Source organism: Kineococcus gypseus, from assembly GCF_050871305.1.
GTDB lineage: Bacteria > Actinomycetota > Actinomycetes > Actinomycetales > Kineococcaceae > Kineococcus > Kineococcus gypseus.
The window spans coordinates 1-24,996 of sequence record NZ_JBJLRD010000017.1; the positions used below are offsets into that span (position 1 = coordinate 1).

Sequence of the window (24,996 nt, forward strand, 5' to 3'; positions counted from 1 at the left end):
GTGTGGTGGGGGGGGCGGGGGGGCGGGGGGGGGGGGGGGGGGGGCGGGGGGGGGGGGGGGGGGGGGCGGGGGGGGGGGGCGGGCGCCGGCCGCGCCCCCCCCCGCGCCGGCGCCGCGAGAGGGCGATGAGCAGCCCGCCGCCGAGCACGAGGCCGCCGCCGGCGGCCACGTAGGGGGTGACCTCGGTGCCCGTGCGCGCCAGCCGGCCACCGGCCGTGGCGGCCGGCCGGCTGGTCGGGCGGGTGGTGGGACGGGTGCTCGGGCGGGTGGTGCGCACCGGGGCCGGGGCCGCGGTGACCGGGGCGGTGGTCGGCGCGCTCGTCGGGGCGGTGGTCGGTGCCGGTGCGGGCGCCGACGTGGTCGGCGCCGGGCTCGGCGGCGCGGTGACCGTCGCCACCGAGGAGCGCGGCAGCAGGTCCGGCGTCAGCGGCTGGTTCTCCGGCAGGCCCAGGAAGGCGGTGAAGGCCTCCAGGTCGGTGCGGCCCAGCTCGGTGCGGTCGGTGCCCTGCGCCAGGGTGGCGAAGTTGTCCCCGCCGGCGGCCAGGAAGCTGTTCACCGTCACCCGGTACGTCGCCGCCGGGTCCAGCTCGCGCCCGTCCAGCGCCACCGAGCGCACGTGCTGCCCGGCCGGGGCGGCGGGGTCGTAGGTGAAGGAGAAGCCCTTGGAGACGCCCAGCGCCAGGAACGGGCGCGAGGAGCCCGCCGGCTGCCACTGCTCCTCGAGCACCTGCCGCACCTGCGCGCCGGTCAGGGTCAGGGTGAGCACGGAGTTCGCGAACGGCTGCACCGCGGCGGCCTCGGCGTAGGTGACCACGCCCTCGCCCTCCGCGCCGGAGGGGGCGAGGTCGAGGTCGTCGCGCACGCCGCCGGGGTTCATCAGGGCGAACTGCGCGCCGGCGCCGCGGGTCTGCTGCAGCTGCGCGTCGGCGACGAGGTTCGCCAGCGGCGACTGCGTGCCGCGGTCGTCCTCGCCGCTGGGCAGGCGGGCGCGGCCGACGTCGGCGGTGATGCGCCCGACCGGGCGGGCGCCCTCCTCCTCGGCGAACGCCACGGCCCGGTCCACGATCGCCTGCACCTCGGGGTCCGGGGCGAAGCCCTGCACGGCGACCACCTCGTGCGCCTGCGCGACGACCTCGCCGGTGGCGTCGTCGACCTCGAGCACCACGCGGTCGGCGGCCACCGAGTACGACTCCGCGGAGAGCACCGGGCGGGGCACCGCCCTGCCCTCGACGGGGAACTCGCAGTCGTAGAGCTGGTGGGTGTGCCCGGAGAGGATCACGTCGATCCGCGGCGAGGCGCCGCGCACGACCTCGCCGAAGGCGCCGGTGGTGCGCACCTCCTCGCAGTCGGTGCCCTCGGAGCCCTCGTGCGCCAGCAGGACGAGGACGTCGGCCTCGCCGTTGGCCTCGTCCCCGTCGGAGAGCTCGTCGGCCACCCGGTTCGCGGCGGCGACCGGGTCGGTGAAGCGCAGGTCCGCGATGCCGTCGGGCGCGACCAGGCTGGGGGTGGCGCGCGTGACGACGCCGATGAACCCCACCCGCACGCCGGCGACCTCGGTGGTGCTGGAGGCCGGCAGCGCCGGGCTGCCGTCGGCGAGCGTCACGTTCGCGCCCAGGTAGGGGAACTCGGCCAGCGGCCCGTCGCCCTGCACGCCGACGCGGTCGGTCAGGTCCGCGTAGCCCTTGTCGAACTCGTGGTTGCCCACCGCCGAGGCGGCCACGCCCATGGCGTTCAGCGCCTCCAGCGTCGGGGCGTCCTGCTGGATGAACGAGGTGAAGGTCGAGGCGCCGATGTTGTCGCCGACGGAGACGACCACGGTGTTCGGCTCCTGGGCGCGCATCGCGTCGAGGGCGCCGGCGAGCTGCGCGGTGCCGCCGATCGGGGCGCCGTCGTCGGTCTCGTCGGGCGCCTCGAGGCGGCCGTGCAGGTCGTTGAACGCGCCGATCTGCACCTGCGTGCGCCCGGCGGCGGGCGCGGGCAGCAGGTCGCGCACCTGCCCGGCCGGGGCCGAGGGGGACGGGCTCGCGGTGGGCCCGGGGGTGGGCCCGGCGGTGGGCGCGGCCAGGGCGGCCGGGGCCGCGGCCAGGGGCCCGGCGAGCGCGAGCGCGAGGGCGGCGGGACCGACGAGTCGGACGAGGGGACGGCTCATGAGCTCGCTTCCGCGGGAGGGACAGGCGCGGGCGGAGTCTGCCAGCAGCGGGCCGTGGTCGGGAAGCTCCGCCGCGTGAACTCCCCGTGCCGCCCGGGGCGCGGGGCCGGCTCAGCCGGTGGCCGGCCCGCGCAGGGCGATCTGCACGCCGCGCTGGGCCACGCCGACCAGCCCCCACCGCTCCGCCTCCTCCAGCGGCACCCAGGAGCTCAGGTCGGTGCTGCCGCCGACGTCGAGCACGCGCGGCTCGCGCACCTGCCGGGCGGTGGCGGTCACGAGCACCCGCACGGCGTGGAAGTCCTCCAGCACCCCGCGCGGCGAGCGGCCGGTGAAGTGCTCGGAGCCGATGTCGACGAGGCGCTCGACGTCGACGTCCATGCCGGTCTCCTCGTGCACCTCGCGCACGGCGGCGGTCAGCGGGTGCTCGCCGTGGTCGACGCCGCCGCCGGGCAGCGTCCAGCGCCCCGGGCTGGGCGTCAGGGTGGACAGGCGGGTGAGCAGGATCTCGCGGGCGGGGCTGACGACGACCGCGTAGGCGGCCAGCCGCTGGCGCACCACGGGGGTCGCCGCGTCGGCCGGGGCGCGCAGGCGCTCCAGCTCGGCCGGCTCCACGCGCGCGAGCGCGTCCGGCACCAGCGGCAGCGCGGCCGGCGCGGGCACCCAGCGCCCCGCCCCGGCCGCGGCGGCGCCCGCGGCGGCGGCGGGGCCGGCGGGCGCGGCGGGCGTGGCGGGGCCGGCGGAGAGCACGACGTGCACGGTGTGCAGGTCCACGCCACCCGGGTGGCCGGGGACCTCCCCGTCCACGGCGCGGCGCACGCCGTCGCGCACCTCCACGGGGACGCCGGTGCGCGCCGGCGGAGCGCCGGCGGCGGCCAGGGCCCGCTGGGCGCCGGCGGCGGGGGTCTCGCCGTGCGCGAGCAGCGCCCAGGGCAGCACCGGCCCGGCGCCGGGGGCGCCCGGCGGGGCGGGCGCGTCGCGCACGAGCAGCAGCCCGCCGGCGCGCAGGGCCGCGTGCACCACCACCCGCTGCAGGGCCGGTCGCCCGGCGGCGGGCGGCGGGGCGCTGGGGCTCACCGGCGCCTCAGCTCGCCGCTGCGCGGCCCGGCAGCTGCGCCTCGACGGCGCGGTGGTTCTTGCGCTCGGCGTAGAAGGAGAGGAACGGCACGGTCCCGGCCAGGGCGGTCAGCAGCATGCGCGACCACGGCCAGCGCACGCGGGTGCCCAGGTCGAAGGTCGTGATGAGCAGCAGCACGTAGAACAGGCCGTGCACCGGGCCCATGACGCTGGTGAGGGAGTCGCCGCGGTGCAGCACGTGCTCCTGCACCATCCCGGCGACGACGAACAGCAGCCCGATGCCGGTGACCCAGGCCATGACGCGGTAGCGGGTCAGGGCGGAGCGGACCTTCGGCGCCGCGCTGGTGCCGCTGCCGCTGCCCGCGCCCGCGCTCGGGGCGCCGGTGCGGTCGGCGCTCATCGGGTGCTGCTCACGTCTCGTCCTCCCGGACCGTCGGCGGGGTGTGGGACCCGATCCTGCCCCTCGCCCGCGGGCGCGCCGCCCGCGGGGTCGGCCCCGGCGCCGCCGGCGGGCGCGCGCGCCCCCGCGGCGTCGGCGCGCAGGTCGCGCAGGGCGCGCCGCCACAGCACCAGGGCGAAGACCGCGAAGACCCACCACTGGGCGGCGTAGGCGATGTTGCGCCAGTCCAGGCGCCGGGTGGCCTCGCCGGGCTCGGGCGGCGGCACGGGGCGCAGCCGCACCGCCCCCCCGGCGGCGGGCTCGGCGGCGGCGGGCTCGGCGGCGGGCTCGGTGGCGGTGACGAAGGCGTTGGCGACCGGGTACTGCACGCGGTTGACGAGGTCGGCGGCGCTGACGACCCGCGCGCTGCCGGGCGGCAGCGCGCTCGTGGAGGGGGCCACGTCGGAGGCCTCCGGCGCCTGCACCACGCCGGCGAGGTCGACGGGCCCGGCGGGCGGGGGCGGTGCCGGCTCGCCCTCGGGCACCCAGCCGCGCACGACGGGCACGCCCGTGCCGTCGGCGAGGAGCACGACGCCGAGCACCCACGCGCCGTCGGCGCCGTCCAGGGGCCGGCCGGGCACGAGCAGGTCCACGGCCGGGTCGAAGGAGCCCTGCACCCGCACCCGCCGGCCGACCTCGTCGGCGGCCAGGACCGCGCCGGGACCGCCGGCCGCGGCGGCGGAGACGACCTGCTGGACGGGCACGACGGGCTGCGTGGCCGGGGGCTCGCCGACCACGACGTTGCCGCGGCTCCACTGCCAGGCGCCGAGGACGACGCACGCGGCGACGGCCAGCCAGGCCAGGGCGGTCAGCGCCAGCGCCCGCCCGCCCGCCCCGCCGCCCGCGCGCGGCGCGCCGGCGGCGCTCGGGAGGGGCTGGGCCACGGGGAGAGGGTACGTCCCGCCCCGGCCGGGCCGTCCGGCGCGCCCCGCGCGGGACGGGGAGCGCCGGTGGTAGCGGCGGGCAGGGTTCAGCGCCGCAGGCGGTAGCGGGCGGGGCGGTCCGGGCGCGGGCCGGTGCGGCCGGGGCGCGTGTCGGCGCCGAGCACGGGGGCGAGCAGCGCCAGCAGCAGGAGGAGCGCTAGCAGGACGGGGGCGTTCACCGGGGACTCCGCGCGCCCGTGGTGCTACCGGTCACCGAGTGGATAGCGCTATTGTCTCTGTTCATGTCCGACAGTAGCAGCGTGGCGCGCGTCACCGCCAGCCTCCGGGAGCGCGCCCGCGCCCTGCCGGCCGGGGCCCGCCTGCCCAGCAGCCGGGTCCTGGTCGCCGAGCTGGGGGTGGGCCCGGTGACGGTGCAGCGCGCCGTGGACCAGCTCGTCGCCGACGGCACCGTGGTCACGCGCCCGGGCGCGGGCACCTTCGTGGCCCGCCCCACCGCCACCGGCGCCGCCGACACCGGCTGGCAGCAGGTCGCCCTGGGCGCCTCGCCCGTGCGCGCCACCGGCGTGGTGGCCGCCCTCAGCGCCCCGCCCGAGGACGCGCTGGACATGGCCCGCGGCTACCTGGACCTCTCCCTGCAGCCGACCTCCCGGCTGGCGGCCGCCTGCGCCCGCGCCGCGCGCCGGCCGCAGGCGTGGTCCGTGCCGCCACCGGCGGGCCTTCCCGAGCTGCGCACCTGGTTCGCCCGCCAGCTCGGCGCCGACCGCGAGGACGTGCTGGTCACCCCCGGCGGGCAGGGCGCGCTGTCCACGGTGCTGCGCGCGCTGGTGCCCGCCGGCAGCCCCGTGCTCGTGGCCGTGCCCAGCTACCCGGGGGTCATCTCGCTGCTGCGCAGCGCCGGGCTGGTGCCGGTGCCCGTGCCCGCCGACGCCGACGGGGTGCGCCCGGACCTGCTCGAGCGCGCCTTCGCCACCACGGGCGCGCGGGTGCTGTACGTGCAGCCCACCTACGCCAACCCGGACGGCTCGGTGCTGGCCGCCGAGCGCCGCCGCCCCGTGCTGGAGGCGGCCGCGGCCGCCGGCGCCTTCGTCGTGGAGGACGACTACGCGCGCTGGCTCGGGCACGGGCCCACGCCGCCGCCGTCGCTGCTGCGCGACGACGCCGACGGGCGCGTCATCACCGTCAACTCCCTGACGAAGGCCGCCGCCCCGAGCCTGCGGGTGGGCTGCGTGGTCGCCCGCGGGCCGGTGGCCCAGCGCATCGCCGCGCTGCGCGTGGTCGACGACCTGTTCGTCTCGCGCCCCCTGCAGGAGACCGCCCTGGAGCTGGTCACCGGCGCCGGGTGGGGCGCGCACCTGCGCGCGCTGTCCGCGGCGCTGGCCGACCGGGTGGGCGCCCTGGGCACGGCGCTGGCCCGCGAGCTGCCCGGGTGCTCCTGGGCGCGCCCGCGCGGCGGCTTCTCGCTGTGGCTGCGCCTGCCGCGCGGGGTGGACGACGCCGAGGTGGCGCGCCGGGCGCTGGCGCGCGGGGTGGCCGTGGGGCCGGGTCGGCACCACCTCGTCGCCGAGGAGGACGCCGCGCACCTGCGGCTGTGCGTGGCCGGGCTGCCCTCCGGGCAGGTCGGCGAGGCGGTGCGCCGGCTGGCCGCCGCCCTGTGAGCGGCGCCGCTAGAGTGCCCCGGACACCACCCCCTCGGCCCCCGGAGCACCGTTGCCCACGCGCGCCACGTCCCTGCAGGTCCTGACCACGCTGAACGGCGACCTGCGCGAGCAGGCCTGGGAGGTCTACCACGAGGCCTTCCGGCGCCTCGAGGTCCTCGCCGTGCAGCGCCACCTGATGACGCGCGCGGAGTTCGACGCGGTGTGCGCCGACGAGCGGGTCGAGAAGCACCTCGGCGTCGACGACGAGCTGGACGGGCGCGTGTGCGCCTTCGGCACCTTCACCAACCACCTCGCGGCGATCCCGCTGATCTCCGAGGCGTACTTCGCCCACCGCTGGCCGGAGCACCACGCGCACGGGCGCGTCTGGTACATCGGCTGCCTGGGCGTGCACCCCGCCTACCGCGGCAGCGGGATCTTCCCCCGGATGGTGGCCCACATGTGCGCGGTGGTCGGCGAGCGCGGCGGCGTCGCCGGCATCGACGTGTGCCGGCACAACGAGGAGGAGCTGGCCCTGCCGCAGCTCTTCGGGCGCCTGGTCGACGCCGCCGGCGCCGGGGCGCGGCTGCTGCGCCTGGACCAGCAGAGCTACTGGGCGTGGGAGTTCCCCTCCCCCGCCGGGCCCGGCGAGGACGCGGGCGCGGCGCTGGTCAGACCCCGCCCGGGGCGCTGACGCCCGGGCGGGCGGGCACGCCCGCGCCCGCGCGCGCCAGCAGGGCCGCGACGTCGTCCGGGGCGCCGGCGCGGTGCCACAGCCAGCCCTGGCCCCGCTCGACGCCCAGGTCCGCCAGCACGCGCGACTGCACCGGCGTCTCGACGCCCTCGGCCGTCACGTGCAGCCCCAGCGCGCGCGCCACGCCCACCACCGCGCGCACCACGGCCGCGTCGCCGGCCGAGCCGTCCAGCCCGGAGACGAAGCTGCGGTCCACCTTCACCGCCGTCACCGGGAAGGCGCGCAGGTAGCTCAGCGCCGAGTAGCCGGTGCCGAAGTCGTCGACGGCCAGGCCCACGCCCAGGCGCCGCAGCCGCTGGAGCACCTCCGTGGTGCTGGGGTCGTTCGACAGCACCGACGACTCGGTGATCTCCAGGGTGAGGCTGGCGCCCTCCACGCCCGTCTCGGCGAGGACCTCCTCCACCGCCCCGGGGAAGGAGGGGTGCAGCAGCTGGCGCGGGGAGACGTTGACGGACATGACGAACGCGGCGTCCACCAGGCCCGCCTCGCGCCAGCGGGCCAGCTGGTGCACGGCGGTGCGCAGCACGAACCGGCCCACCGGCACGATCAGGCCGCTGTCCTCCAGCACCGGCACGAAGTCCACCGGCGAGACCGGCCCGAGCAGCGGGCGCTCCCAGCGCAGCAGCGCCTCGACGCCCACGGGGCGGTGCGCCGGCAGGTCGACGATCGCCTGGTAGGCCACGGTGAGCGCGCCCTCGTCCACCGCGTAGCGCAGCGCCAGCTCCAGCTCGATCTCCCCGCCGAGCGCGGTGCGCATGGACTCGTCGAAGACCGCCCACTGCGCGCGGCCGCGGTTCTTGGCGCGGTACATGGCGGTGTCGGCGTCGCGCAGCGTGGCCGCGGCGCTGGTGTGGGCCTCGGCCACCCCGACGGAGGCGCTGAGCACCACCTCGGCGACGCTCAGGTGCGCGGGGCGCTCCACCGCGTGCAGCACGCGCTGCGCGAGGTCCTCGGCGCCGGCGGCGTCGCCGTCGGCGAGGATGACGAACTCGTCGCCGGACAGGCGGGCCACGACCGCCCGCGAGGGCACCTCGCGCACCACCTCGCGCAGCTGGTCGGCCACCGCGCGCAGCAGCTCGTCGCCGCCGGAGTGGCCCCAGGTGTCGTTGACCCGCTTGAAGCCGTCGAGGTCCACGTACAGCAGCCAGGTGCGCACCGGCGCCGCCGGCGGGGCGGCCAGGCGCTGCTCCAGCAGCCGCTCGAGCTCCTGGCGGTTGGGCAGGCCGGTGAGCGGGTCGTGGCTGGCGCGGTGCTGCAGCACGGCGCGCGCCCGCGCCTGGCCGTTGACGGCCGAGACCGCGCGCAGCACCAGCAGGCACAGCGCCACGGCCAGGGCCAGGGCGGTGGCCACCTGCAGCCGCCCGTCGCCGGCCGGCAGGGCCACCAGGGCCGTCAGCGCCGCCAGGGCGGCGGCCAGCAGCGGCAGCCGGCGCAGCGACCACGCGTCCAGCGGCTCGGCGCCCGCCCGCCCGCCGCCGGTGGCCTGCGAGGGGTCCAGGGTGGCCAGCGCGATGAGGAGGTAGGCCAGCAGGAACGGCACGTTGACCGGGTCCGGCGGCACCAGCACCCCCTGCACGCCGTAGACCGCGTAGAGCAGGTCACCGGTCAGCAGCGCCGCGGTGGCCGCGGTCAGCAGCCGGTGGCTGCGGTGGCGCGGGCCGCTGAGCACCAGGTCGACGGCCAGGGCCAGCAGCACCACGTCGATCAGCGGGTAGGTGCCGGCCAGCACGGAGGTCAGCGCGTCGCGGCCGGGCACGCTCGTCGTCGGCTCGACGAGGAAGCGGGCCGCGGCGAGGGCGCCGGCCGCGGCGACGATGCCCACGTCGCAGACGACCTCCCGGCGCAGGCCGCCGTGGGCGCGCACCAGCCGGGTCAGCGCCACGCCCAGGACGAGGTAGCCGGAGAGGGTGAACGCGTCCGCCAGGTGCGCGCCGGCACCGCCGGCGCCCGCGCTCCAGGGGCGCGCGACCGCGCCGAGGAGGAACAACCCCGCCATCCACGGCATCAGGCGCCACGCGGCGCGCGGGGCGGGGCGGTGCACCCGCACCCCGATGAGCTGGCACGCGACGGACAGGGCACCGACGGCCAGCATGAGCGCGGCGCGCACCCCGCCCGGCAGCGGCAGCGGGTACAGCAGCACGCAGCAGGCCGCCGCGAGGGCGCCGACCCGGCCGCCCACCAGCAGCGCGGGGTCGCCACGGCCGTCCGGGAGCACGCGCACGACCTCCCCCTCCGCTCCTTGTCCGGGTGACCAGCATGCTCCCATCGGCGCGGGGTCGCGGGGACCGGAGCGGCCGGAGCGCCCGTCACCCGGATGCCGCGGCCGTCACCCGGACGCCGCGCCCGGCGGTGTCCGCGACACTGCCGGTGCGCACGGGGGCCGGGCGGCGGCCGGACGGGCGGGGCGACGGGGGGCGGAGCGGTGGACGCGGTGGCGGGCGGGGTCGGGGGCGGGGCCGCGGGCGCGGGCCCCGGCGCGGCGGGGCCGGGGGCCGGCGCGGTGCTGCTGCGGCGGGTGCGGGTGCACGGCGCACCGGGCGGCGAGCGCGACGTGCTGCTGGCCGCGGGGCGCGTGCGCGCGATCGCCGACGACCTGCGCCCCGGCGCCGCGGGAGCGGCGGGCTCGCCGGGCGCGCGGGTGCCCGCGGGCGCGGAGGTCGTCGACTGCGGCGGCGCGGTGCTGCTGCCGGGCCTGGTGGACGCGCACGTGCACCTGACGCAGTGGGCGGCGGCGCGCCGGCGGGTCGACGTGCTGCCGGCCCGCTCGGCGCGCGAGGCCGTGGACCTGCTGGCCCGGCACGCCCCGCCCGGCGAGGACCTGGTGCTCGGGCACGGCTTCCGCGACGCGCTGTGGCCGGACGCGCCGCACCGCGACCTGCTCGACGAGCGCTTCGGCGCACGGCCCGTGGTGGTGGTCAGCCAGGACCTGCACGCGGCGTGGGTCAGCTCGGCGGCAGCGGCCCGCTTCGGGGTCGCGGAGCCGACAGGCGTGGTGCGCGAGGCGGAGGCCATGGCGCTGACGGCCGCCGCCGGCGACGTGGGGGCGGACGCGCTGGACCGCTGGGTGGCCGAGGCCGCGGCGGCCGCGGCCGCGCGCGGGGTGACGGGGGTGGTCGACCTCGAGCACGCCCCGCCGGCGGTGTGGGCCCGGCGCGCGGCCCTGGGCGAGCCGGCGGTGCGCGTGTCGGTGGGCGTGTGGCCGCAGTGGCTCGACGACGCGCTCGCGCGGGGGCTGCGCAGCGGCGCCGCGCTGCCGGGCGCGGGGGCGCGGGTGCGGGTGGGCCCGGTCAAGCTCGTGGTGGACGGCTCGCTGGGCACGCGCACCGCGTACTGCTGCGACGCCTACCCCCCGCCGGCACCGGCGGGCCCGCACGGGGTGCTGCGCCTGCCGCCGCGGGAGCTGGAGGCGCTGCTGCGCCGCGCGGCCGCGCACGGCTTCGACGCGGCGGTGCACGCCATCGGCGACGCGGCGGTGGCCGTGGCCCTGGACGGCTTCGCGGCCGCCGGCTGCACCGGGCGCGTCGAGCACGCCCAGCAGGTGCGCGCGCAGGACCTGCCGCGCTTCGCGCAGCTGGGCGTGGTGGCCAGCGTGCAGCCGCGGCACGCCCCCGACGACCGCGACCTGTGCGAGGTGCACTGGGCGCACGGCGCCGGGCGGGCGTACCCGTACGCGGCCCTGCACGCCGCCGGCGCCGAGCTGCGGCTGGGCTCGGACGCGCCCGTGGCGCCGCTGGACCCCTGGGACGCCGTGGCCGCGGCCGTGCACCGCTCGGTGGACGGGCGCCCCGCCTGGCACCCCGAGCAGCACCTGCCGCTGGACGTGGCGCTGCGCGCGGCGTGCGACGGGCGCGCCGCGGTGCGCGCCGGCGACGTGGCCGACGCGGTGCTGGTGGCCGAGCCGCCGGCCGCGGTGCTGGCCGCGGGCGGCGCCGCGGCGCTGCGGCGCACCGAGGTGCTGGGCACCCTCGTCGGCGGGGCCTGGACGCACCGCGCGGGGGTGTGAGGCGACGGCGCCCGCCGCGGTTCACGCCCGCCGCGGCGCCCGCCGCGGTTCACGGACGCGCTGCGGCCCGCTCAGGTGCGCGCGCCCAGCACCGCGTCGACGAAGGCTCCCGCCCGCCGGGCGAGGTCCGCGCGGCGCTCCTCGACGGTGCGGCCGGGGTCGGGGCGCAGCGCCGCGGTGGCCCGCTGCACCTCCACGCAGCGCGCGCACGCGAGGTCGGCGCAGGCGTACACGCCCATGGTGTCGCCTCGGCGGCCGGCGGCGCCGGCGCGGGGCGCGGCGAACAGCGCCACGTCGCCGGCCGAGCGCGTCGTGCGGCACAGGTCGCACATGGCGGCCGCGCGGGCGCCCCCGCCGGAGGGCGCGCGCAGCACGAGCGCGCGCGGGGCCAGCCCCGGCGCCGCGCCCGGCACCAGCAGGCAGCCGCGCTCGGGGGCCCTCGGGTCGCGCCAGCCGGCGACCGGCGCCCGCGGGTCCACCTCGCGCACCCACGCGGGCACGCCCACGCGCGACGCCTCGCCCCTGCTGCAGTTCACGAACGCGCGGCGCACCACCTCCTCGGTGAGCACCGCCGGGCGCACGCCCCCCTCATCCGGCACGGTTCCTCCTCCGGGCGCCGCGCGCCCTTCTCCCTAACCCCTTTAGGCACCAGCCTACGCTGTGCGGAGGTGGTGGTCCAACGGGTTCCGGTCCTCCCGGGGGACCGGAAACCCTCCGGGGGACCGGAACCCGCACGGGGAACCGTTGACGGTGCGTGCACGGGTGTGCCAGGGTTCCAGGACGCCATCCAGAGCGGCTGAGAGACCTGGCTCGTCGACGCCGCAGCAACCCCCCGGAGACGGGAGCGGGTGCTCATGCCGGGAACGATGGGAGAACCCTCGATGAACCGCACCGCGCAGCAGTCGCCGCTGCGCCCGCTGCTCAGCGTGCAGCGCCGGCACGTCGACCTGTGCCGCGTCGGCAGCGCCCTCTGTCGCCGCACCCGCGCCTGACCGCACCGGTCCCGCCGAACCGCCCCGCGGGCCCGCGCGCGGACCCGCCCGCGCGGGCCCGCGCCGCGCCGCGGGCGCGGTCGCACGCCCACGAAGCCGTTGCGGCGCAACGGCTCACCACCACTGGAACCACCCCGCACCGGGCCGCACCCGCGCGCAGCGCGCGCACCGCCGCCCGGGCGCCGCCGCCTGCCCCGGAGGAAACCCTTGAGCGTCGCACCCCCCGCCCCCACGACCCCCTCGCTGCGCGAGCTGTTCGCCGCGCACGCCGGCGCCGTGGCGGTCGTCACCGCCGACGGCGGTGCCGGCCCCGCCGGTTTCACCGCCACCTCGGTCAGCTCCCTGTCGCTGGAACCGCCGCTGCTGGTGTTCAACGTGGCGCGCACCTCGTCCAGCTGGGACGCCGTCGCCTCCGCCGCGACGGTCGCCGTGCACTTCCTGGACGCCTCGCAGACCGACCTGGCCCGGCGGTTCGCCGCCCGCGGGACCGACCGCTTCACCGCTCCCCTGCGCTGGTCGCCGCTGCCGGGCGGCGCCCCGGGCCTGGACGACGCGCCCGTGGTCATCACCGGCCCGGTGGAGCACCGCTTCGCGGCGGGCGACCACCACCTCGTCGTGGTGCGCATCGCCTGGGCGGAGGTGCGGCGGGTGCACGAACCCCTGCTGCACCACGCCGGCGGCTACCACCGCCTCGGCGCGGCCCAGCCCGCCGCGGCGGCCGGGAGCGCGTGGTGAGGGCGCGGCGCGAGGTCCTCGGCGCGCTGGCCGCCGGCCTGACCGCTGCGCTGCTGTCCGCCTGCGCCGGCGCGCAGGCGGAGTCGCGGGACGGCGCCGCGGCCGAGCGGCCCGCCGAGCTGTCGCTGGACGTCCCGGCGGGCACGGAGCTCGTCGTCGCGGACCAGGCCCAGCAGCTGCAGACGGTGTTCGCCGCCTCCGGGCAGGACGCGCAGCTGGCCGCCGAGGTGACGTACGCGAACTTCACCGGCGGGCCGGCCATCCTCGAGGCGTTCCGCGCGGGCGCCGCCGACCTGGCCACCGTCGGGGACACCCCGCCGATCCAGGCCCTCGCCGCGGGCGCCGACGTGCGCATCGTGGCCGCCCGGCGCTCCAGCCCGGACGCCACGCGCCTGGCCGTCGCCCCCGGCGCGGACGTGCAGACCCTGGACGACCTGCGCGGCAAGCGGATCGCCTACGCCGAGGGGACCGCCCAGCAGTCCATCGTGCTGCGCGCGCTGGCCAGGGCGGAGCTGGAACCCGGCGACGTCGAACTCGTCGGCCTGCAGCTCGGCGACTTCCCCGACGCCGTGCGCACCGGCCAGGTGGACGTGGCCGTGCTCGGCGAGCCGAACCTGACGAGGTTCCTCGAACGCGCACCGGGCGGCAGCGCGCTGCCGGTGGAGGAGACCCGGGGCACCGCCACCGGCCTGAGCTACCTGTACGCGCGCGGCGAGGCGCTGGACGACCCGGCCAAGGCCGCCGCGATCGCCGACTACGTCACGCGCTGGGTGGCCGCGCAGCAGTGGGTCAACGAGAACCGCGAGGAGTGGGTGCAGCGGTACTACGTCGAGAACCAGGACGTCGCCGCGGAGGACGGCCGGCGCATCGTGGAGACGAACGGCACGGTGACGTTCCCGCCGCTGGACGAGGACCTCATCGCCGTGCAGCAGAGCACGATCGACACCATCGCCGACGCCGGGCAGCTGCCCGTGGACGACCTCGACGCCCACGACGGCTTCGACCTGCGCTTCGCCCCCGTGGTGGCCGACGCGGTCGCCGCCGCCGGGGCGACCGCCGCCCCCGTGGAGGTGGCCCGGTGAGCGCCACGCACAGCCCCGCCGCGGCCGGCGCGCTGGGCACCCCCGGCGCGGTCACCACCGCCCCCACCCACGCTCCCACCCCCGGCGCCACCACCGGCGCCACCCCCGGCGCCACCACTGGCCCCACCCGCGCGCAGCGCCCCGCGCGGCGCGCGCGCCGGCTGGGGCCGGGGCGCCCGCTGCCGCTGTCGCGGCTGTGGGGGCCGCTTCTGCTGCTGGCCGCCTGGACGGCCGGGTCCGCCAGCGGCGCGCTGAGCCCGGACACGCTCTCGGCGCCGTGGACCGTGGTGGGCACCGCCGGCGAGCTCATCGCCGACGGGCGCCTGCAGTCGAACCTGCTCACCTCGCTGACCCGCTCGGGCCTGGCGCTGGTGGCGGGCGTCGGGGTCGGCACGGCCCTGGCGCTGCTGTCCGGGCTGAACCGCTGGGGCGAGGCCCTCGTGGACGGCACGATCCAGGTCAAGCGGGCCATCCCGTCCCTGGCGCTGATCCCGCTGGCCATCCTGTGGCTGGGCATCGGCGAGCCGATGAAGGTGACCGTCATCGCCCTGGGCGTGCTGGTGCCGGTGTACCTGACCACCCACGCCACCCTGCGCGGCGTGGACGCCCGGTTCGTGGAGCTGGCCGAGACGGTGGGGCTCGGCCGGCGCGAGTTCGTCACCCGCGTGGCGCTGCCCGGCGCCCTGCCGGGGTTCTTCACCGGACTGCGCATGGGCGTGACCGTCTCCTGGCTGGGCCTGGTGGTCGTCGAGCAGATCAACGCCACCAGCGGCATCGGGTACCTCATGACCCAGGCGCGCACCTACGGGCAGACCGACGTCATCGTCGTCGGCCTGGTCGTGTACGCCCTGCTGGGCCTGGCCTCCGACGCCCTGGTCCGCGCGGCGGAGAGGAGGGCGCTGTCGTGGCGACGCTCCCTGGCGGGCTGACCGCCCCGGCCGTGCGCACGCGCGGCCTCGTGCGCCGCTTCGGCGGGCGCACCGTGCTGGACTCCCTGGACCTGGACCTCGCGCCGGGCGAGTTCACCGCCCTGCTGGGCCGCTCGGGTTCGGGCAAGAGCACCCTGCTGCGCGCCCTGGCGCGCATCGACCACGAGGCCGAGGGTTCCGGCGCGATCGAGGAACCCGGCGACGTGTCGGTGGTGTTCCAGGACTCCCGGCTGCTGCCGTGGCTGCGGGTGCTGGACAACGTCGTGCTGGGCCTGCGCGGCGCGGACGCCCGCGAGCGCGGGCGCCACGCGCTGGCGGAGGTCGGGCTGGCCGGGCGCGAGCGCACCTGGCCGCACCAGCTCTCCGGCGGCGAGCAGCAGCGCGTGGCGCTGGCCCGCTCGCTGGTGCGCGAACCGGCGCTGCTGCTGGCCGACGAGCCGTTCGGCGCCCTGGACGCGCTGACCCGGCTGCGCATGCACGACCTGCTGCGCGAGCTGCACGCCCGGCACCGGCCCGCGGTGCTGCTGGTCACGCACGACGTCGACGAGGCGATCGCCCTGGCCGACCGCGTGCTCGTCCTGGTCGACGGCCGCCTCGGCCTGGACGTCCCCGTGGACCTGCCCACCCCGCGCCCGCGCGAGGACCCCCGGGCCGCCGCGCTGCGCGCGCGCCTGCTCGGCGCGCTCGGCGTGCACCCCGAGCACCCCGAGCACCCCGAGCACCGCGGAAACCCCACCCCGACCCGCACCCCGGACGGAGAGACCCGATGAGCACCACCGCACCGCGCCGGCTGCACCTGAACGCGTTCCTCATGAGCGTGGGCCACCACGAGGCGGCCTGGCGGCTGCCCGAGAGCGACCCGCACGCCCACCTGGACGTGGCGCACTACCAGCACCTGGCCCGCACCGCCGAGCGCGGCCTGTTCGACTCGGTGTTCTTCGCCGACTCCCCCGCCCTGTACGGCGACGTGCGCCGCCGCCCGGCCGGCGCGCTGGACCCCACCATCCTGCTGACTGCGCTGGCGGCGGTGACCAGCCGCATCGGGCTGATCGCCACCGCCACCACCACGTACAACGCCCCCTACGAGCTGGCCCGCCGGTTCGCCTCGCTGGACCACGTCTCCGGCGGGCGCGCCGGGTGGAACGTGGTGACCACCGCGACGGCGGAGGCCGCGCGCAACTTCGGCCTGGACGAGCTGCCCGCGCACGCCGAGCGCTACGCGCGCGCCGCGGAGTTCCTCGACGCGGCGCGGCGCCTGTGGGACAGCTGGGAGAGCGGCGCGGTGCTGGCGGACAAGGCCGCCGGGGTGTACGCCGACGCCGAGCGCGTGCACCCGGCCGCCTTCGAGGGCCGCTACGTGCGCGTGGCCGGCGCGCTGAACGTGCCGCGCTCGCCGCAGGGGCACCCGCTGCTGGTGCAGGCCGGCTCCTCCGAGGACGGCAAGGACCTCGCCGCCCGCTACGCCGACGCGGTCTTCACCGCCCAGCAGACGCTGGAGGAGGCGGTGGCGTTCGCCGCCGACGTGCGCGGACGCGCCGCGGGGTTCGGGCGCGACCCGCGCACGGTGCTGCTGCTGCCGGGGATCGTGCCGGTGCTGGGCTCGACCGAGGAGGAGGCGCGGCGGCGCGAGGCGGAGCTGGACGAGCTCATCGTGCCCGAGCACGCCCGCCGCCAGCTGGCGGCCACGCTGCGGGTGCCGGAGGAGGAGCTGGCCCTGGACCGGCCGCTGCCGGCCGACCTGCCCTCCGAGGACGAGATCGAGGGCGCCAAGAGCCGGTACACGCTCATCGTGCAGCTGGCGCGGCGCGAGCACCTCACGGTGCGCCAGCTCATCGGCCGCCTGGGCGGCGGGCGCGGGCACCGCACCCTCGCCGGCACGCCCGAGCAGGTCGCCGACGCGCTGCAGACGTGGTTCGAGGCGGGGGCGGCGGACGGCTTCAACGTCATGGCCCCCGTGCTGCCCTCGGGGCTGGAGGAGTTCGTCGAGCACGTGGTGCCCGAGCTGCAGCGGCGCGGGCTGTTCCGCACGGAGTACACCGGCACCACGCTGCGCGAGCACTACGGCCTGCCGGTGCCGGTGCACCCGCGCGAGCGCGAGCGCGGGACCTCCGCCGCGACCCCCACCGCGCCCCCCGCCGCGACCCCCGCCGCCGCGCCCGTCCCGGCGCCGGTGGACGTGCGCGAGCGCGAGGCGGTCCCGGCCGGCTGAGCGGCCGCCGCGCCCGGCGGCGCGGGGGCGGCGCGGGGACGGCGCGGGGACGGCCCGGGGACGGCCCGGCGGTGCGCCGAGCCGTCCCCGCCCGTTCACGCGGTGGACACCGCGGTGTCGTGCGGGCGCGGTACCCACGGGGCCGCACCCACCGGCCGACGGCGCCCGCCGCGGCCACCCACCCCAGGAGGACCCGTGCTCCCGAACCGGAACCCCCGACGCGCCGCGCTGGCCGTGGCCCTGGCCGCCGCGGTGGCCGTCCCCGCGCTCGCCGCGCCCGCGAGCGCCGGCGAGCGCCGCCCGCCGCGCGAGCCCGCGCTCTTCACCGAGCGCGCCGTGCTGGCCGTCTCCGGCGAGGTCGCCGAGATCCTCGCGGTCACCCCCGACGGGCGCACCGCCTTCTACACCGACTCCGCGACCGGGCGCGTGGGCGCGGTGGACCTGTCCGACCCGTCGGCCCCGCGAGAGAGCGGCACCGTGGAGGTCGGCGGCGAGCCCACCTCGGTGGCCGTCACCCGCGACGGCCGCTTCGCCCTGGTCGCGGTGGACACCACCGACGGCGCGTTCACCACCCCGTCGGGGAACCTGACGGTCGTGGACGTGCGCACCCTCAGCGTCGTGCGCACGATCGACCTCGGTGGGCAGCCGGACTCGGTGGCCGTCTCCCCCGACGGCCGGCGCGCGGCCGTGGCGATCGAGAACCAGCGCGACGAGGAGCTCGTCGTCGACGGCGTCGAGGGCGGGCTGCCGCAGGCCCCGGCCGGGTTCCTCTCCGTCGTCCACCTCAAGGGCGCGCCCGAGCGCTGGAGCGCGGCGGCGGTGGACCTCACCGGCCTGCCCGGCGCGCTGTTCCCCGAGGACCCCGAGCCGGAGTTCGTCGACGTCGACGCCGCCGGCGTCGCCGCGGTGACGCTGCAGGAGAACAACGCCGTGGCGCTGGTGGACCTGCGCTCGCGGCGCGTGGTGGGCTCCTTCTCGGCCGGCGAGGTGCACCGCACCGACGCCGACGTCGAGGACGACGACGTGGTGGCCTTCGACGACGAGCTGACCGCGCCGCGCGAGCCCGACGCGGTGCAGTGGACGCCCGGCGGCAACCTCGTGACCGCCGACGAGGGCGACCTGGCGCCCGACCCCGCCGGCGGGCGCGGCTGGACGGTCTTCTCCCCGCGCGGGCAGGTGCTGTGGGCCTCGGGCTCCTCCGCCGAGCGCGCGCTGGCCGACGCCGGCCGCTACCCCGACGGGCGCAGCGACGACCGCGGCGCGGAGTTCGAGGGCGCCGAGGTGGCCACCGTGCGCGGCACCACCTACGCCTTCATCGGCTCCGAGCGCGGCGGCGCGGTGCTCGTGCACGACCTGCGCCGCGAGCGCTCCCCGCGCCTGCTGCAGGTCCTCGAGACCGGCGCGGCGCCCGAGGGGCTGCTGGCGGTGCCCTCGCGCGGACTGCTCCTGGCCGCCGACGAGGAGGACGGCACGATCAGCGTCTTCGGCCTCGACGGCGGGCAGCACCGCCGCTGACGCGCCGCCGCTGACGCGCCCGGGCGCGACGGGGGCTCACTCCCACTCGATCGTCCCCGGCGGCTTGCTCGTCACGTCGAGCACGACGCGGTTGACCTCGAGCACCTCGTTGGTGATGCGGGTGGAGATGCGCGCCAGCACGTCGTACGGCAGGCGGGTCCAGTCCGCGGTCATGGCGTCCTCGGAGCTGACCGGGCGCAGCACCACCGGGTGCCCGTAGGTGCGCCCGTCGCCCTGCACGCCCACCGAGCGCACGTCGGCCAGCAGCACCACCGGGCACTGCCAGATCTCGCGGTCCAGGCCGGCGGCGGTCAGCTCCTCGCGGGCGATCGCGTCGGCGGCGCGCAGCACCGCGAGGCGCTCGGGGGTGACCTCGCCGACGATGCGGATGCCGAGGCCGGGGCCGGGGAAGGGCTGGCGCCACACCATCGCCTCGGGCAGCCCGAGCTGCTCGCCGACCGCGCGCACCTCGTCCTTGAACAGCGCGCGCAGCGGCTCGACGAGCTCGAACGCCATGTCCTCGGGCAGGCCGCCGACGTTGTGGTGGCTCTTGATGGTGGCCGCGCCGGTGCCGCCGCCGGACTCCACCACGTCCGGGTACAGCGTGCCCTGCACGAGGAAGCGCACCTCGCCGCTGCCGCCCTCGGCGGCGACGACGTCGCGGGCGGCCTGCTCGAAGGCGCGGATGAACTCCCGGCCGATGACCTTGCGCTTGGCCTCGGGGTCGACGACCCCGGCCAGCGCCTCGGCGAAGCGCTGCGCGGCGTCGACCACGTGCAGCTTCACGCCGGTGGCGGCCACGAAGTCCTGCTCGACCTGCTCGGCCTCGCCGGCGCGCAGCAGGCCGTGGTCGACGAACACGCAGGTGAGCTGCTCGCCCACGGCGCGCTGCACCAGGGCGGCGGCCACGGCGGAGTCCACCCCGCCGGAGAGCCCGCAGACCACCTTGCCGTCGCCGACCTGCGCGCGGATGCGCGCGACCTGCTCCTCGATGACGTTGCCCGTCGTCCAGTCGGCCGGCACCCGGGCGCCCTCGCGCAGGAAGTTCACCAGCACGTCCTGGCCGTGGGCGGAGTGCCGCACCTCCGGGTGCCACTGCACCCCGTACAGGCGCCGCTCGTCGTCCTCGAACGCGGCGACCGGGGTGTCCGCGGAGGAGGCGACCACGCGGAAGCCCTCGGGGGCGGCGGCGACGCTGTCGCCGTGGGACATCCACACCGACTGCTCGGCGGGCTGGTCGCGCAGCAGGGTGGAGGCGCCCGGGTCGCTCAGGCGCGCCACCGTGCCGCCGTACTCGCGCCGGCCGGTGCGCTCGACCTGCCCGCCCAGGGCCTTGGCCATCGCCTGGAAGCCGTAGCAGATGCCCAGCACCGGCACCCCCGCCTCGAAGAGGGCGGGGTCGACCTGCGGGGCGTCCTCGGCGTAGACGCTGGCCGGGCCGCCGGAGAGGATCACCGCGGCCGGGTCCTTGGCCAGGATCTCCGCCACGGGCGTCGTGCTGGGCACGATCTCGGAGTAGGCGTCGGCCTCGCGCACCCGCCGGGCGATGAGCTGGGCGTACTGGGCGCCGTAGTCGACGACGAGCACGGGGCGGTGGGCGCGCTCGGCGGCCACCTCGGCGGGGTCGGTCTGGGCGGTCTCGGGCGCGTCCGGCGTCACCGCTCCAGGGTATCGGCCGGGTGCCGCCGGCCCGGCCACCGGCGCCGGGCCCACCCCGCGCACCCCGTCGAGACCGCCACGGTGCGCGATAGCGTCTGCACAGCACGTTCTCAACGACGAGGAGGCACCGTGCGACCCCACACCCCTGCGCGCCGACGGCCCACCGCCCTGGTGGCGGCGGCCCTCGCGCTCGCGCTGACCCCCGCGCCCGCGGCGGCCGCGGACCCCGACGGCCACCGCCGCCCGCACCACCCGCACCGCCCGCCGGGGGTGAGCGCGGCCGACCGCGCCCTGGCCGCGCCCTCGCTGCGCGAGGACCTCACCCGCGAGCGCTTCTACTTCGTCATGGCCGACCGCTTCGAGAACGGCGACACCTCGAACGACACCGGCGGCCTGGGTGCCGACCGGCTGGCCAGCGGGTACGACCCCACTCACAAGGGCTTCTACCACGGCGGCGACCTGAAGGGGATCATCGACCGCCTGGACTACGTCGAGGGCCTGGGCACCACCGCGATCTGGCTGACGCCGTCGTTCGAGAACCGGCCCGTGCAGGGCGAGGGTGAGAACACCTCCGCCGGCTACCACGGCTACTGGATCACCGACTTCACGCAGATCGACCCGCACCTGGGCACCAACGAGGAGCTGGAGCAGCTCGTCGACGCCGCGCACGCGCGCGGCATCAAGGTGTTCTTCGACATCATCACCAACCACACCGCCGACGTGATCTCCTACGCCGAGGGCAGCTCGGAGTACGTCCCCAAGAGCGAGGTGCCCTACCGCGACGCGGCCGGCCGGGAGTTCGACGACCGCGAGGTCGCCGGCAGCGACGCGTTCCCGGCGCTGGACGCGCAGACGTCGTTCCCGTACACGCCCGTCCTGCCCACCCCGGAGGACGCGACCGTCAAGGTGCCGGCCTGGCTGAACGACCCGACGATGTACCACAACCGCGGCGACGCGCGCTTCGACGGCGGCGAGTCCGACCAGTACGGCGACTTCGTCGGCCTGGACGACCTGTTCACCGAGCGCCCCGAGGTCGTCGAGGGCATGACGGACGTCTACCGGGCGTGGGTGGACTTCGGCATCGACGGGTTCCGCATCGACACCGTCAAGCACGTCGACACCGGGTTCTGGCAGAGCTTCGCCCCAGCGATCCGGCAGCAGGCGCTGGCCGCCGGCAACGACGACTTCTTCTCCTTCGGCGAGGTGTACGACGCGGACCCGGAGTTCCTCTCGCGCTACACCACCGAGGCGGGCCTGCAGGCGACGCTGGACTTCGGGTTCCAGGACCGCGCGCGTGAGTTCGGCAGCGGCGGCGCCACCCGCGCGCTGCAGGAGTTCTACGCCCTGGACGACCACTACACCGACGCCGACTCCAACGCCTACTCGCTGCCGACGTTCCTGGGCAACCACGACATGGGGCGCATCGGCGCGTTCCTGCGCGACGACGCCGCGGGCGGCGCCGACGACGAGGAGCTGCTGCGGCGCGACCAGCTCGCGCACGCGCTGATGTACCTCACGCGCGGGCAGCCCGTCGTCTACTACGGCGACGAGCAGGGCTTCACCGGCGACGGCGGCGACCAGGACGCGCGCCAGGACGTGTTCGCCTCGCGGGTCGGCACCTACAACGACGACGACCTCATCGGCACCGACGCCACCACGGCGCAGGAGAACTTCGACACCTCGCACCCGCTGTACCGCCGGATCGCCGAGCTGGCCCGGCTGCGCGAGCGGTACCCCGCCCTGGCCGACGGCGCGCAGGTGCACCGGTACGCCTCGGACGGCCCGGGCGTGTACGCGTTCAGCCGGATCAGCGACGAGGACGACCGCGAGCACCTCGTGGCCGTGAACAACTCCGAGCAGGACCGGACCGTCACCTTCGACACCTTCAGCCCGCGGACCGCGTTCCGCGGGGTGTGGCCCGCCGGCACCGGCTCCGTGCGCTCGGCGCGCTCGGGGGAGGTCACGGTGACGGTGCCCGCCCTGTCGGCCGTCGTCTGGCGGGCGGCGGCACCGCTGCGCAGGTCGTGGCGCGCGCCGACCCCGGTGTTCACCACCGGTGACACCGTCGGCGGGCGCGCCGAGGTGGGCGTGGACGTGCCCGGCGGCGGCTTCGACCAGGTCACCTTCGCCTACCGCGTGGCCGGCGCGCGCGGGTGGACGCGCCTGGGCACCGACGACAACGCCCCGTACCGCGTCTTCCACGACGTCGCGGACGTCCCCGAGGGCACGCGCCTGGAGTACCGCGCCGTCGTGCGCGACCACTCCGGCAACCTCGCCGCCGCCGGGACCTCCGCGACGGTGGTGGCCCCGCCGCCGGAGACGCCGGCGGGACCGGGGTCGGTCACCGTCGCCGGGTCGTTCAACAGCGAGATCGGGTGCACCGAGGACTGGCAGCCCGGGTGCGAGCAGGCCGGGATGGCCCTGGACCCGGCCACCGGGCTGTGGACGCTGGCCGTGGACCTGCCGCAGGGCTCCTACGAGTACAAGGTCGCCCTGGACGGCGGCTGGGCGGAGAACTACGGCGCGGGCGGGACGGCGAACGGGGCGAACACCGCGCTGGTCGTCCCGCCCGGCGGGGCGCGGGTCGTGTTCACCTACGACCACGCCACCCACCTGGTCACCGCGGCGCTGGGCTAGCGCCGCACGGCCCGTGACACGCGCGTGAACCCCTCCTCTCAGCCCGCGCGAGCGGTTGAGAGGAGGAGTTCACGCGACCGGTCGCGCCGGGCAACACGGGCGACCCGGCACCGCGCTGCACTGGGTGCTCCACCTCGGAGGGAGCTCCCGTGCCGCACCTGTTCTCGCCGTTCACGCTCAAGGGCGTGACCCTGCGCAACCGCACCGCCATGTCGCCCATGACGATGTACGGCTCCGTGGACGGACGGATGGACGACTACCACGTGATGTACCTCGGGGCCCGGGCCGCCGGCGGCTTCGCCCTGGTCTTCCCCGAGCAGGTCGCCATCACCCCCGACGGGCGCACCACGACCTCGTGCGCCGGGATCTGGGAGGACGGCCAGGTCGCCGGCCACGCCCGCGTCGCCTCCATGATCAAGAAGATGGGCGCCGTGCCGGGCATCCAGCTCGGCCACACCGGCCGCAAGGGCAGCGAGCTGCCCCCGCACGTGGGCACCAACGCCCAGGGCAGCTGGAAGGCGCTGCCGCCGGAGCACCCGGACGGCTGGACGTGCGTGGCGCCCTCGGCGATCCCCTACGGCGGCGACCACTCCTTCCCCGTGCACGAGCTGACCCGCGAGGAGATCCACGGCCTGCACCGCTCGTACGCCGACGCCGCGCGCCGCGCCCTGGAGGCCGGCTACGAGTGGCTGGAGTTGCACTTCGCCCACGGCTACCTCGGCGCCAGCTTCTTCTCGCCGCTGGCGAACCAGCGCACCGACGAGTACGGCGGCAGCGTGCGCAACCGGGCGCGGTTCCTGCTCGAGGCCCTGGACGCCGTGCGCGAGGTGTGGCCCGAGCGGCTGCCGCTGACCATGCGCCTGGGCGCCGACGACTTCCACCCCGACGGGGTGCGCTTCGAGGACTCGATCGAGGTGATCGGGTGGATGAAGGAGCACGGCCTGGACCTGGCCGACGTCAGCTTCGGGTTCAACACCGACGACATGGTCGACCCGCCGTTCGGCGAGTCCGCCGGCTTCGTCGACCGCGCGGCGCGCGTGCGCGAGGAGGTCGGCATCCCGGTGGCGTGCAGCTGGAACCTGGGGGTGCCCTCGGTCGCCGACGCCGCCGTGCGCGAGGAGCGCATCGACGTGGCGATGCTCGGGCGCCCGGCGCTGTCGAACCCGCACTGGCCGGTGTGGGCGGCGCGCGAGCTCGGCCACGAGGACCCCTTCTCGCTGGTGCCGGCGGACTGGGCGTGGTGGCTGCGCAACTTCCGCGGGCACGCGCCGAGCATCGGGCTCCCCGCTGCCGGCACCGCCGTGCCGGCTCCGCGCGAGGCCGGCGCGCAGCCCGCCGTGGAGGTGGCCGGGCGGGCGTGAGCCGTGCCGCGGCGCCCGCGCCCCTACCGGCAGCGCGGGCGCCGTGGCACCGTGGTCGCGTGGAGCTGGAGGACCTCGTCCGGCTGCGGCGGGTGCGCGACCTCGTCGACCGGGAGCACGCGCAGCCGCTGGACGTCCCGGCGCTGGCGCGCGCCGCGCTGATGTCGCCCGGCCACTTCTCCCGCAGCTTCCGGGCCGCGTACGGGGAGACGCCGTACGCCTACCTGATGACCCGGCGGGTGGAGCGCGCGAAGGCGCTGCTGCGGCGCGGCGACCTGACGGTCACGCAGGTGTGCCACGCGGTGGGGGCCACGTCGCTGGGCTCGTTCAGCTCGCGCTTCACCGAGCTGGTCGGCGAGAGCCCCAGCGCCTACCGGGCGCGCCACCACGACGCCGGCGCGGTCGTGCCGCCGTGCGTGGCGAGGGTGCGCACGCGGCCGGTGAGGCTCCGGCCGGCGTCCGACCGGTCAGGGACGGAGAAGCCCGCGCAGCGGGCGCGCCCCTAGCGTGGAGCGCATGGACATCACGCTCTCGCAGTGCTTCATCGCCGTCGACGACCACGAGGCCGCGATCGCGTTCTACCGCGACGCCCTCGGCCTGGAGGTGCGCGCCGACGTCGAGTTCGAGGGGATGCGGTGGACGACCGTGGGCTCCCCCGCGCAGCCGGACGTGGAGATCGTGCTCGAACCGCCCCTGGCGGACCCGCACGCCTCCCCCGCCGACCGGCGGGCCGCCGCGGAGCTGCTCGCCAAGGGCATGCTCCGCGGCGTCATCTTCCGCACCGGCGACTGCGACGCCACCTTCGAGCGGGTGCGCGCCGCCGGCGGGGAGGTGCTGCAGGAACCGACCGACCAGCCGTACGGCGTGCGCGACTGCGCCTTCCGCGACCCCGCCGGCAACGCGCTGCGCTTCACCCAGCCGAAGGACCGCTGACCGGCCG

22 protein-coding genes and 1 riboswitch are annotated in these 24,996 nt (G+C 77.8%); of the genes, 14 read left to right on the forward strand and 8 right to left on the reverse strand.

The genetic code is table 11. From position 1 onward, the window contains the following. The 5 genes from ACRYMN_RS08430 to ACRYMN_RS08450 form a co-directional block, all read right to left on the reverse strand. Nucleotides 1-2,149, reverse strand: a 2,149-nt coding sequence (locus tag ACRYMN_RS08430; protein ID WP_432493943.1) for a bifunctional metallophosphatase/5'-nucleotidase, incomplete at its 3' end; no start/stop codon positions are given. A 111-nt stretch (nt 2,150-2,260) separates the two neighbouring features. Further along, complete coding sequence (locus ACRYMN_RS08435) at nt 2,261-3,223, reverse strand: NUDIX hydrolase (RefSeq protein ID WP_432493945.1); 963 nt, start codon at nt 3,221-3,223, stop codon at nt 2,261-2,263. A 7-nt stretch (nt 3,224-3,230) separates the two neighbouring features. Further along, on the reverse strand, nt 3,231-3,623 hold the full coding sequence (locus ACRYMN_RS08440; protein ID WP_432493947.1) for a DUF3817 domain-containing protein: 393 nt from the start codon (nt 3,621-3,623) through the stop codon (nt 3,231-3,233). Next, the gene (locus ACRYMN_RS08445; protein WP_432493949.1) at nt 3,620-4,546 is read right to left on the reverse strand and encodes an SURF1 family protein; all 927 of its coding nucleotides are present in this window, start codon (nt 4,544-4,546) and stop codon (nt 3,620-3,622) included. The genes ACRYMN_RS08440 and ACRYMN_RS08445 overlap by 4 nt, the downstream gene beginning before the upstream one ends. A gap of 86 nt (nt 4,547-4,632) precedes the next feature. Further along, complete coding sequence (locus ACRYMN_RS08450; RefSeq protein WP_432493951.1) at nt 4,633-4,764, reverse strand: hypothetical protein; 132 nt, start codon at nt 4,762-4,764, stop codon at nt 4,633-4,635. Nucleotides 4,765-4,827: 63 nt separating this feature from the next. Here ACRYMN_RS08450 and ACRYMN_RS08455 point away from each other — a divergent pair, with 63 nt between their 5' ends. Together ACRYMN_RS08455 and ACRYMN_RS08460 are read left to right on the forward strand one after the other, a co-directional pair. Beyond that, complete coding sequence (locus tag ACRYMN_RS08455) at nt 4,828-6,201, forward strand: aminotransferase-like domain-containing protein (protein WP_432493953.1); 1,374 nt, start codon at nt 4,828-4,830, stop codon at nt 6,199-6,201. A 52-nt stretch (nt 6,202-6,253) separates the two neighbouring features. Further along, entirely contained in the window at nt 6,254-6,874 is a 621-nt protein-coding gene (locus tag ACRYMN_RS08460) for a GNAT family N-acetyltransferase (protein WP_432493955.1), read from the forward strand. Here the strand turns inward: ACRYMN_RS08460 and ACRYMN_RS08465 are convergent. Then, nucleotides 6,852-9,155, reverse strand: a complete 2,304-nt coding sequence (locus ACRYMN_RS08465) for a putative bifunctional diguanylate cyclase/phosphodiesterase (protein WP_432493957.1) — start codon at nt 9,153-9,155, stop codon at nt 6,852-6,854. The two genes, ACRYMN_RS08460 and ACRYMN_RS08465, sit on opposite strands and share 23 nt — an antisense overlap. Nucleotides 9,156-9,356: 201 nt before the next feature. Between ACRYMN_RS08465 and ACRYMN_RS08470 the strand changes: the two genes are divergently transcribed. Continuing rightward, on the forward strand, nt 9,357-10,937 hold the full coding sequence (locus tag ACRYMN_RS08470; RefSeq protein ID WP_432493959.1) for an amidohydrolase: 1,581 nt from the start codon (nt 9,357-9,359) through the stop codon (nt 10,935-10,937). 71 nt (nt 10,938-11,008) lie between these two features. Here ACRYMN_RS08470 and ACRYMN_RS08475 read toward each other — a convergent pair whose 3' ends face one another. Next, complete coding sequence (locus tag ACRYMN_RS08475) at nt 11,009-11,536, reverse strand: FBP domain-containing protein (protein WP_432493961.1); 528 nt, start codon at nt 11,534-11,536, stop codon at nt 11,009-11,011. A 181-nt stretch (nt 11,537-11,717) separates the two neighbouring features. Further along, a riboswitch (SAM riboswitch) is annotated at nt 11,718-11,810 on the forward strand. 8 nt (nt 11,811-11,818) lie between these two features. On the opposite strand from ACRYMN_RS08475, the gene ACRYMN_RS08480 reads away from it, so the two are divergent. The 7 genes from ACRYMN_RS08480 (at nt 11,819) to ACRYMN_RS08510 (ending at nt 18,399) form a co-directional block, all read left to right on the forward strand. After that, nucleotides 11,819-11,929, forward strand: a complete 111-nt coding sequence (locus ACRYMN_RS08480; RefSeq protein WP_432493963.1) for a putative leader peptide — start codon at nt 11,819-11,821, stop codon at nt 11,927-11,929. A 207-nt stretch (nt 11,930-12,136) separates the two neighbouring features. Continuing rightward, the gene (locus ACRYMN_RS08485) at nt 12,137-12,664 is read left to right on the forward strand and encodes a flavin reductase family protein (RefSeq protein WP_432493965.1); all 528 of its coding nucleotides are present in this window, start codon (nt 12,137-12,139) and stop codon (nt 12,662-12,664) included. Further along, complete coding sequence (locus tag ACRYMN_RS08490; protein ID WP_432493967.1) at nt 12,661-13,746, forward strand: ABC transporter substrate-binding protein; 1,086 nt, start codon at nt 12,661-12,663, stop codon at nt 13,744-13,746. Before ACRYMN_RS08485 ends, ACRYMN_RS08490 begins: the two co-directional genes overlap by 4 nt. Further along, nucleotides 13,743-14,675, forward strand: coding sequence for an ABC transporter permease (locus tag ACRYMN_RS08495; RefSeq protein WP_432493969.1), 933 nt, complete (start codon nt 13,743-13,745; stop codon nt 14,673-14,675). The genes ACRYMN_RS08490 and ACRYMN_RS08495 overlap by 4 nt, the downstream gene beginning before the upstream one ends. Next, nucleotides 14,651-15,445: an ABC transporter ATP-binding protein gene (locus tag ACRYMN_RS08500; RefSeq protein ID WP_432493971.1), complete on the forward strand. Its 795-nt coding sequence runs from the start codon at nt 14,651-14,653 to the stop codon at nt 15,443-15,445. Before ACRYMN_RS08495 ends, ACRYMN_RS08500 begins: the two co-directional genes overlap by 25 nt. Next, complete coding sequence (locus tag ACRYMN_RS08505) at nt 15,442-16,884, forward strand: LLM class flavin-dependent oxidoreductase (protein WP_432493973.1); 1,443 nt, start codon at nt 15,442-15,444, stop codon at nt 16,882-16,884. The genes ACRYMN_RS08500 and ACRYMN_RS08505 overlap by 4 nt, the downstream gene beginning before the upstream one ends. A 195-nt stretch (nt 16,885-17,079) precedes the next feature. Then, a complete protein-coding gene (locus ACRYMN_RS08510) occupies nt 17,080-18,399 on the forward strand; it encodes a choice-of-anchor I domain-containing protein (RefSeq protein ID WP_432493975.1) in 1,320 nt (439 codons plus the stop codon). A gap of 36 nt (nt 18,400-18,435) precedes the next feature. Here ACRYMN_RS08510 and guaA read toward each other — a convergent pair whose 3' ends face one another. Then, nucleotides 18,436-20,013, reverse strand: coding sequence for a glutamine-hydrolyzing GMP synthase (guaA, locus tag ACRYMN_RS08515; RefSeq protein WP_432494084.1), 1,578 nt, complete (start codon nt 20,011-20,013; stop codon nt 18,436-18,438). A gap of 174 nt (nt 20,014-20,187) precedes the next feature. On the opposite strand from guaA, the gene ACRYMN_RS08520 reads away from it, so the two are divergent. The 4 genes from ACRYMN_RS08520 (at nt 20,188) to ACRYMN_RS08535 (ending at nt 24,989) form a co-directional block, all read left to right on the forward strand. Continuing rightward, nucleotides 20,188-22,695 (forward strand): alpha-amylase family glycosyl hydrolase, encoded by a 2,508-nt coding sequence (locus ACRYMN_RS08520; protein WP_432493977.1) that lies wholly within the window; start codon nt 20,188-20,190, stop codon nt 22,693-22,695. A 149-nt stretch (nt 22,696-22,844) separates the two neighbouring features. Then, a complete protein-coding gene (locus ACRYMN_RS08525; RefSeq protein ID WP_432493979.1) occupies nt 22,845-24,056 on the forward strand; it encodes an NADH:flavin oxidoreductase/NADH oxidase in 1,212 nt (403 codons plus the stop codon). A 59-nt stretch (nt 24,057-24,115) separates the two neighbouring features. Beyond that, entirely contained in the window at nt 24,116-24,562 is a 447-nt protein-coding gene (locus tag ACRYMN_RS08530; protein WP_432493981.1) for a helix-turn-helix transcriptional regulator, read from the forward strand. 10 nt (nt 24,563-24,572) lie between these two features. Then, nucleotides 24,573-24,989 (forward strand): VOC family protein, encoded by a 417-nt coding sequence (locus tag ACRYMN_RS08535; RefSeq protein ID WP_432493983.1) that lies wholly within the window; start codon nt 24,573-24,575, stop codon nt 24,987-24,989. Nucleotides 24,990-24,996: the final 7 nt, after the last annotated feature.

What these genes read in the sequence shown, in the direction of transcription:
- ACRYMN_RS08440 (WP_432493947.1), bottom strand. Translation starts at nt 3,623, where the DNA reads ATGAGCGCCGACCGCACCGGCGCCCCGAGCGCGGGCGCGGGCAGCGGC.
- ACRYMN_RS08455 (WP_432493953.1), top strand. Translation starts at nt 4,828, where the DNA reads ATGTCCGACAGTAGCAGCGTGGCGCGCGTCACCGCCAGCCTCCGGGAG.
- ACRYMN_RS08535 (WP_432493983.1), top strand. Translation starts at nt 24,573, where the DNA reads ATGGACATCACGCTCTCGCAGTGCTTCATCGCCGTCGACGACCACGAG.
- ACRYMN_RS08505 (WP_432493973.1), top strand. Translation starts at nt 15,442, where the DNA reads ATGAGCACCACCGCACCGCGCCGGCTGCACCTGAACGCGTTCCTCATG.
- ACRYMN_RS08480 (WP_432493963.1), top strand. Translation starts at nt 11,819, where the DNA reads ATGAACCGCACCGCGCAGCAGTCGCCGCTGCGCCCGCTGCTCAGCGTG.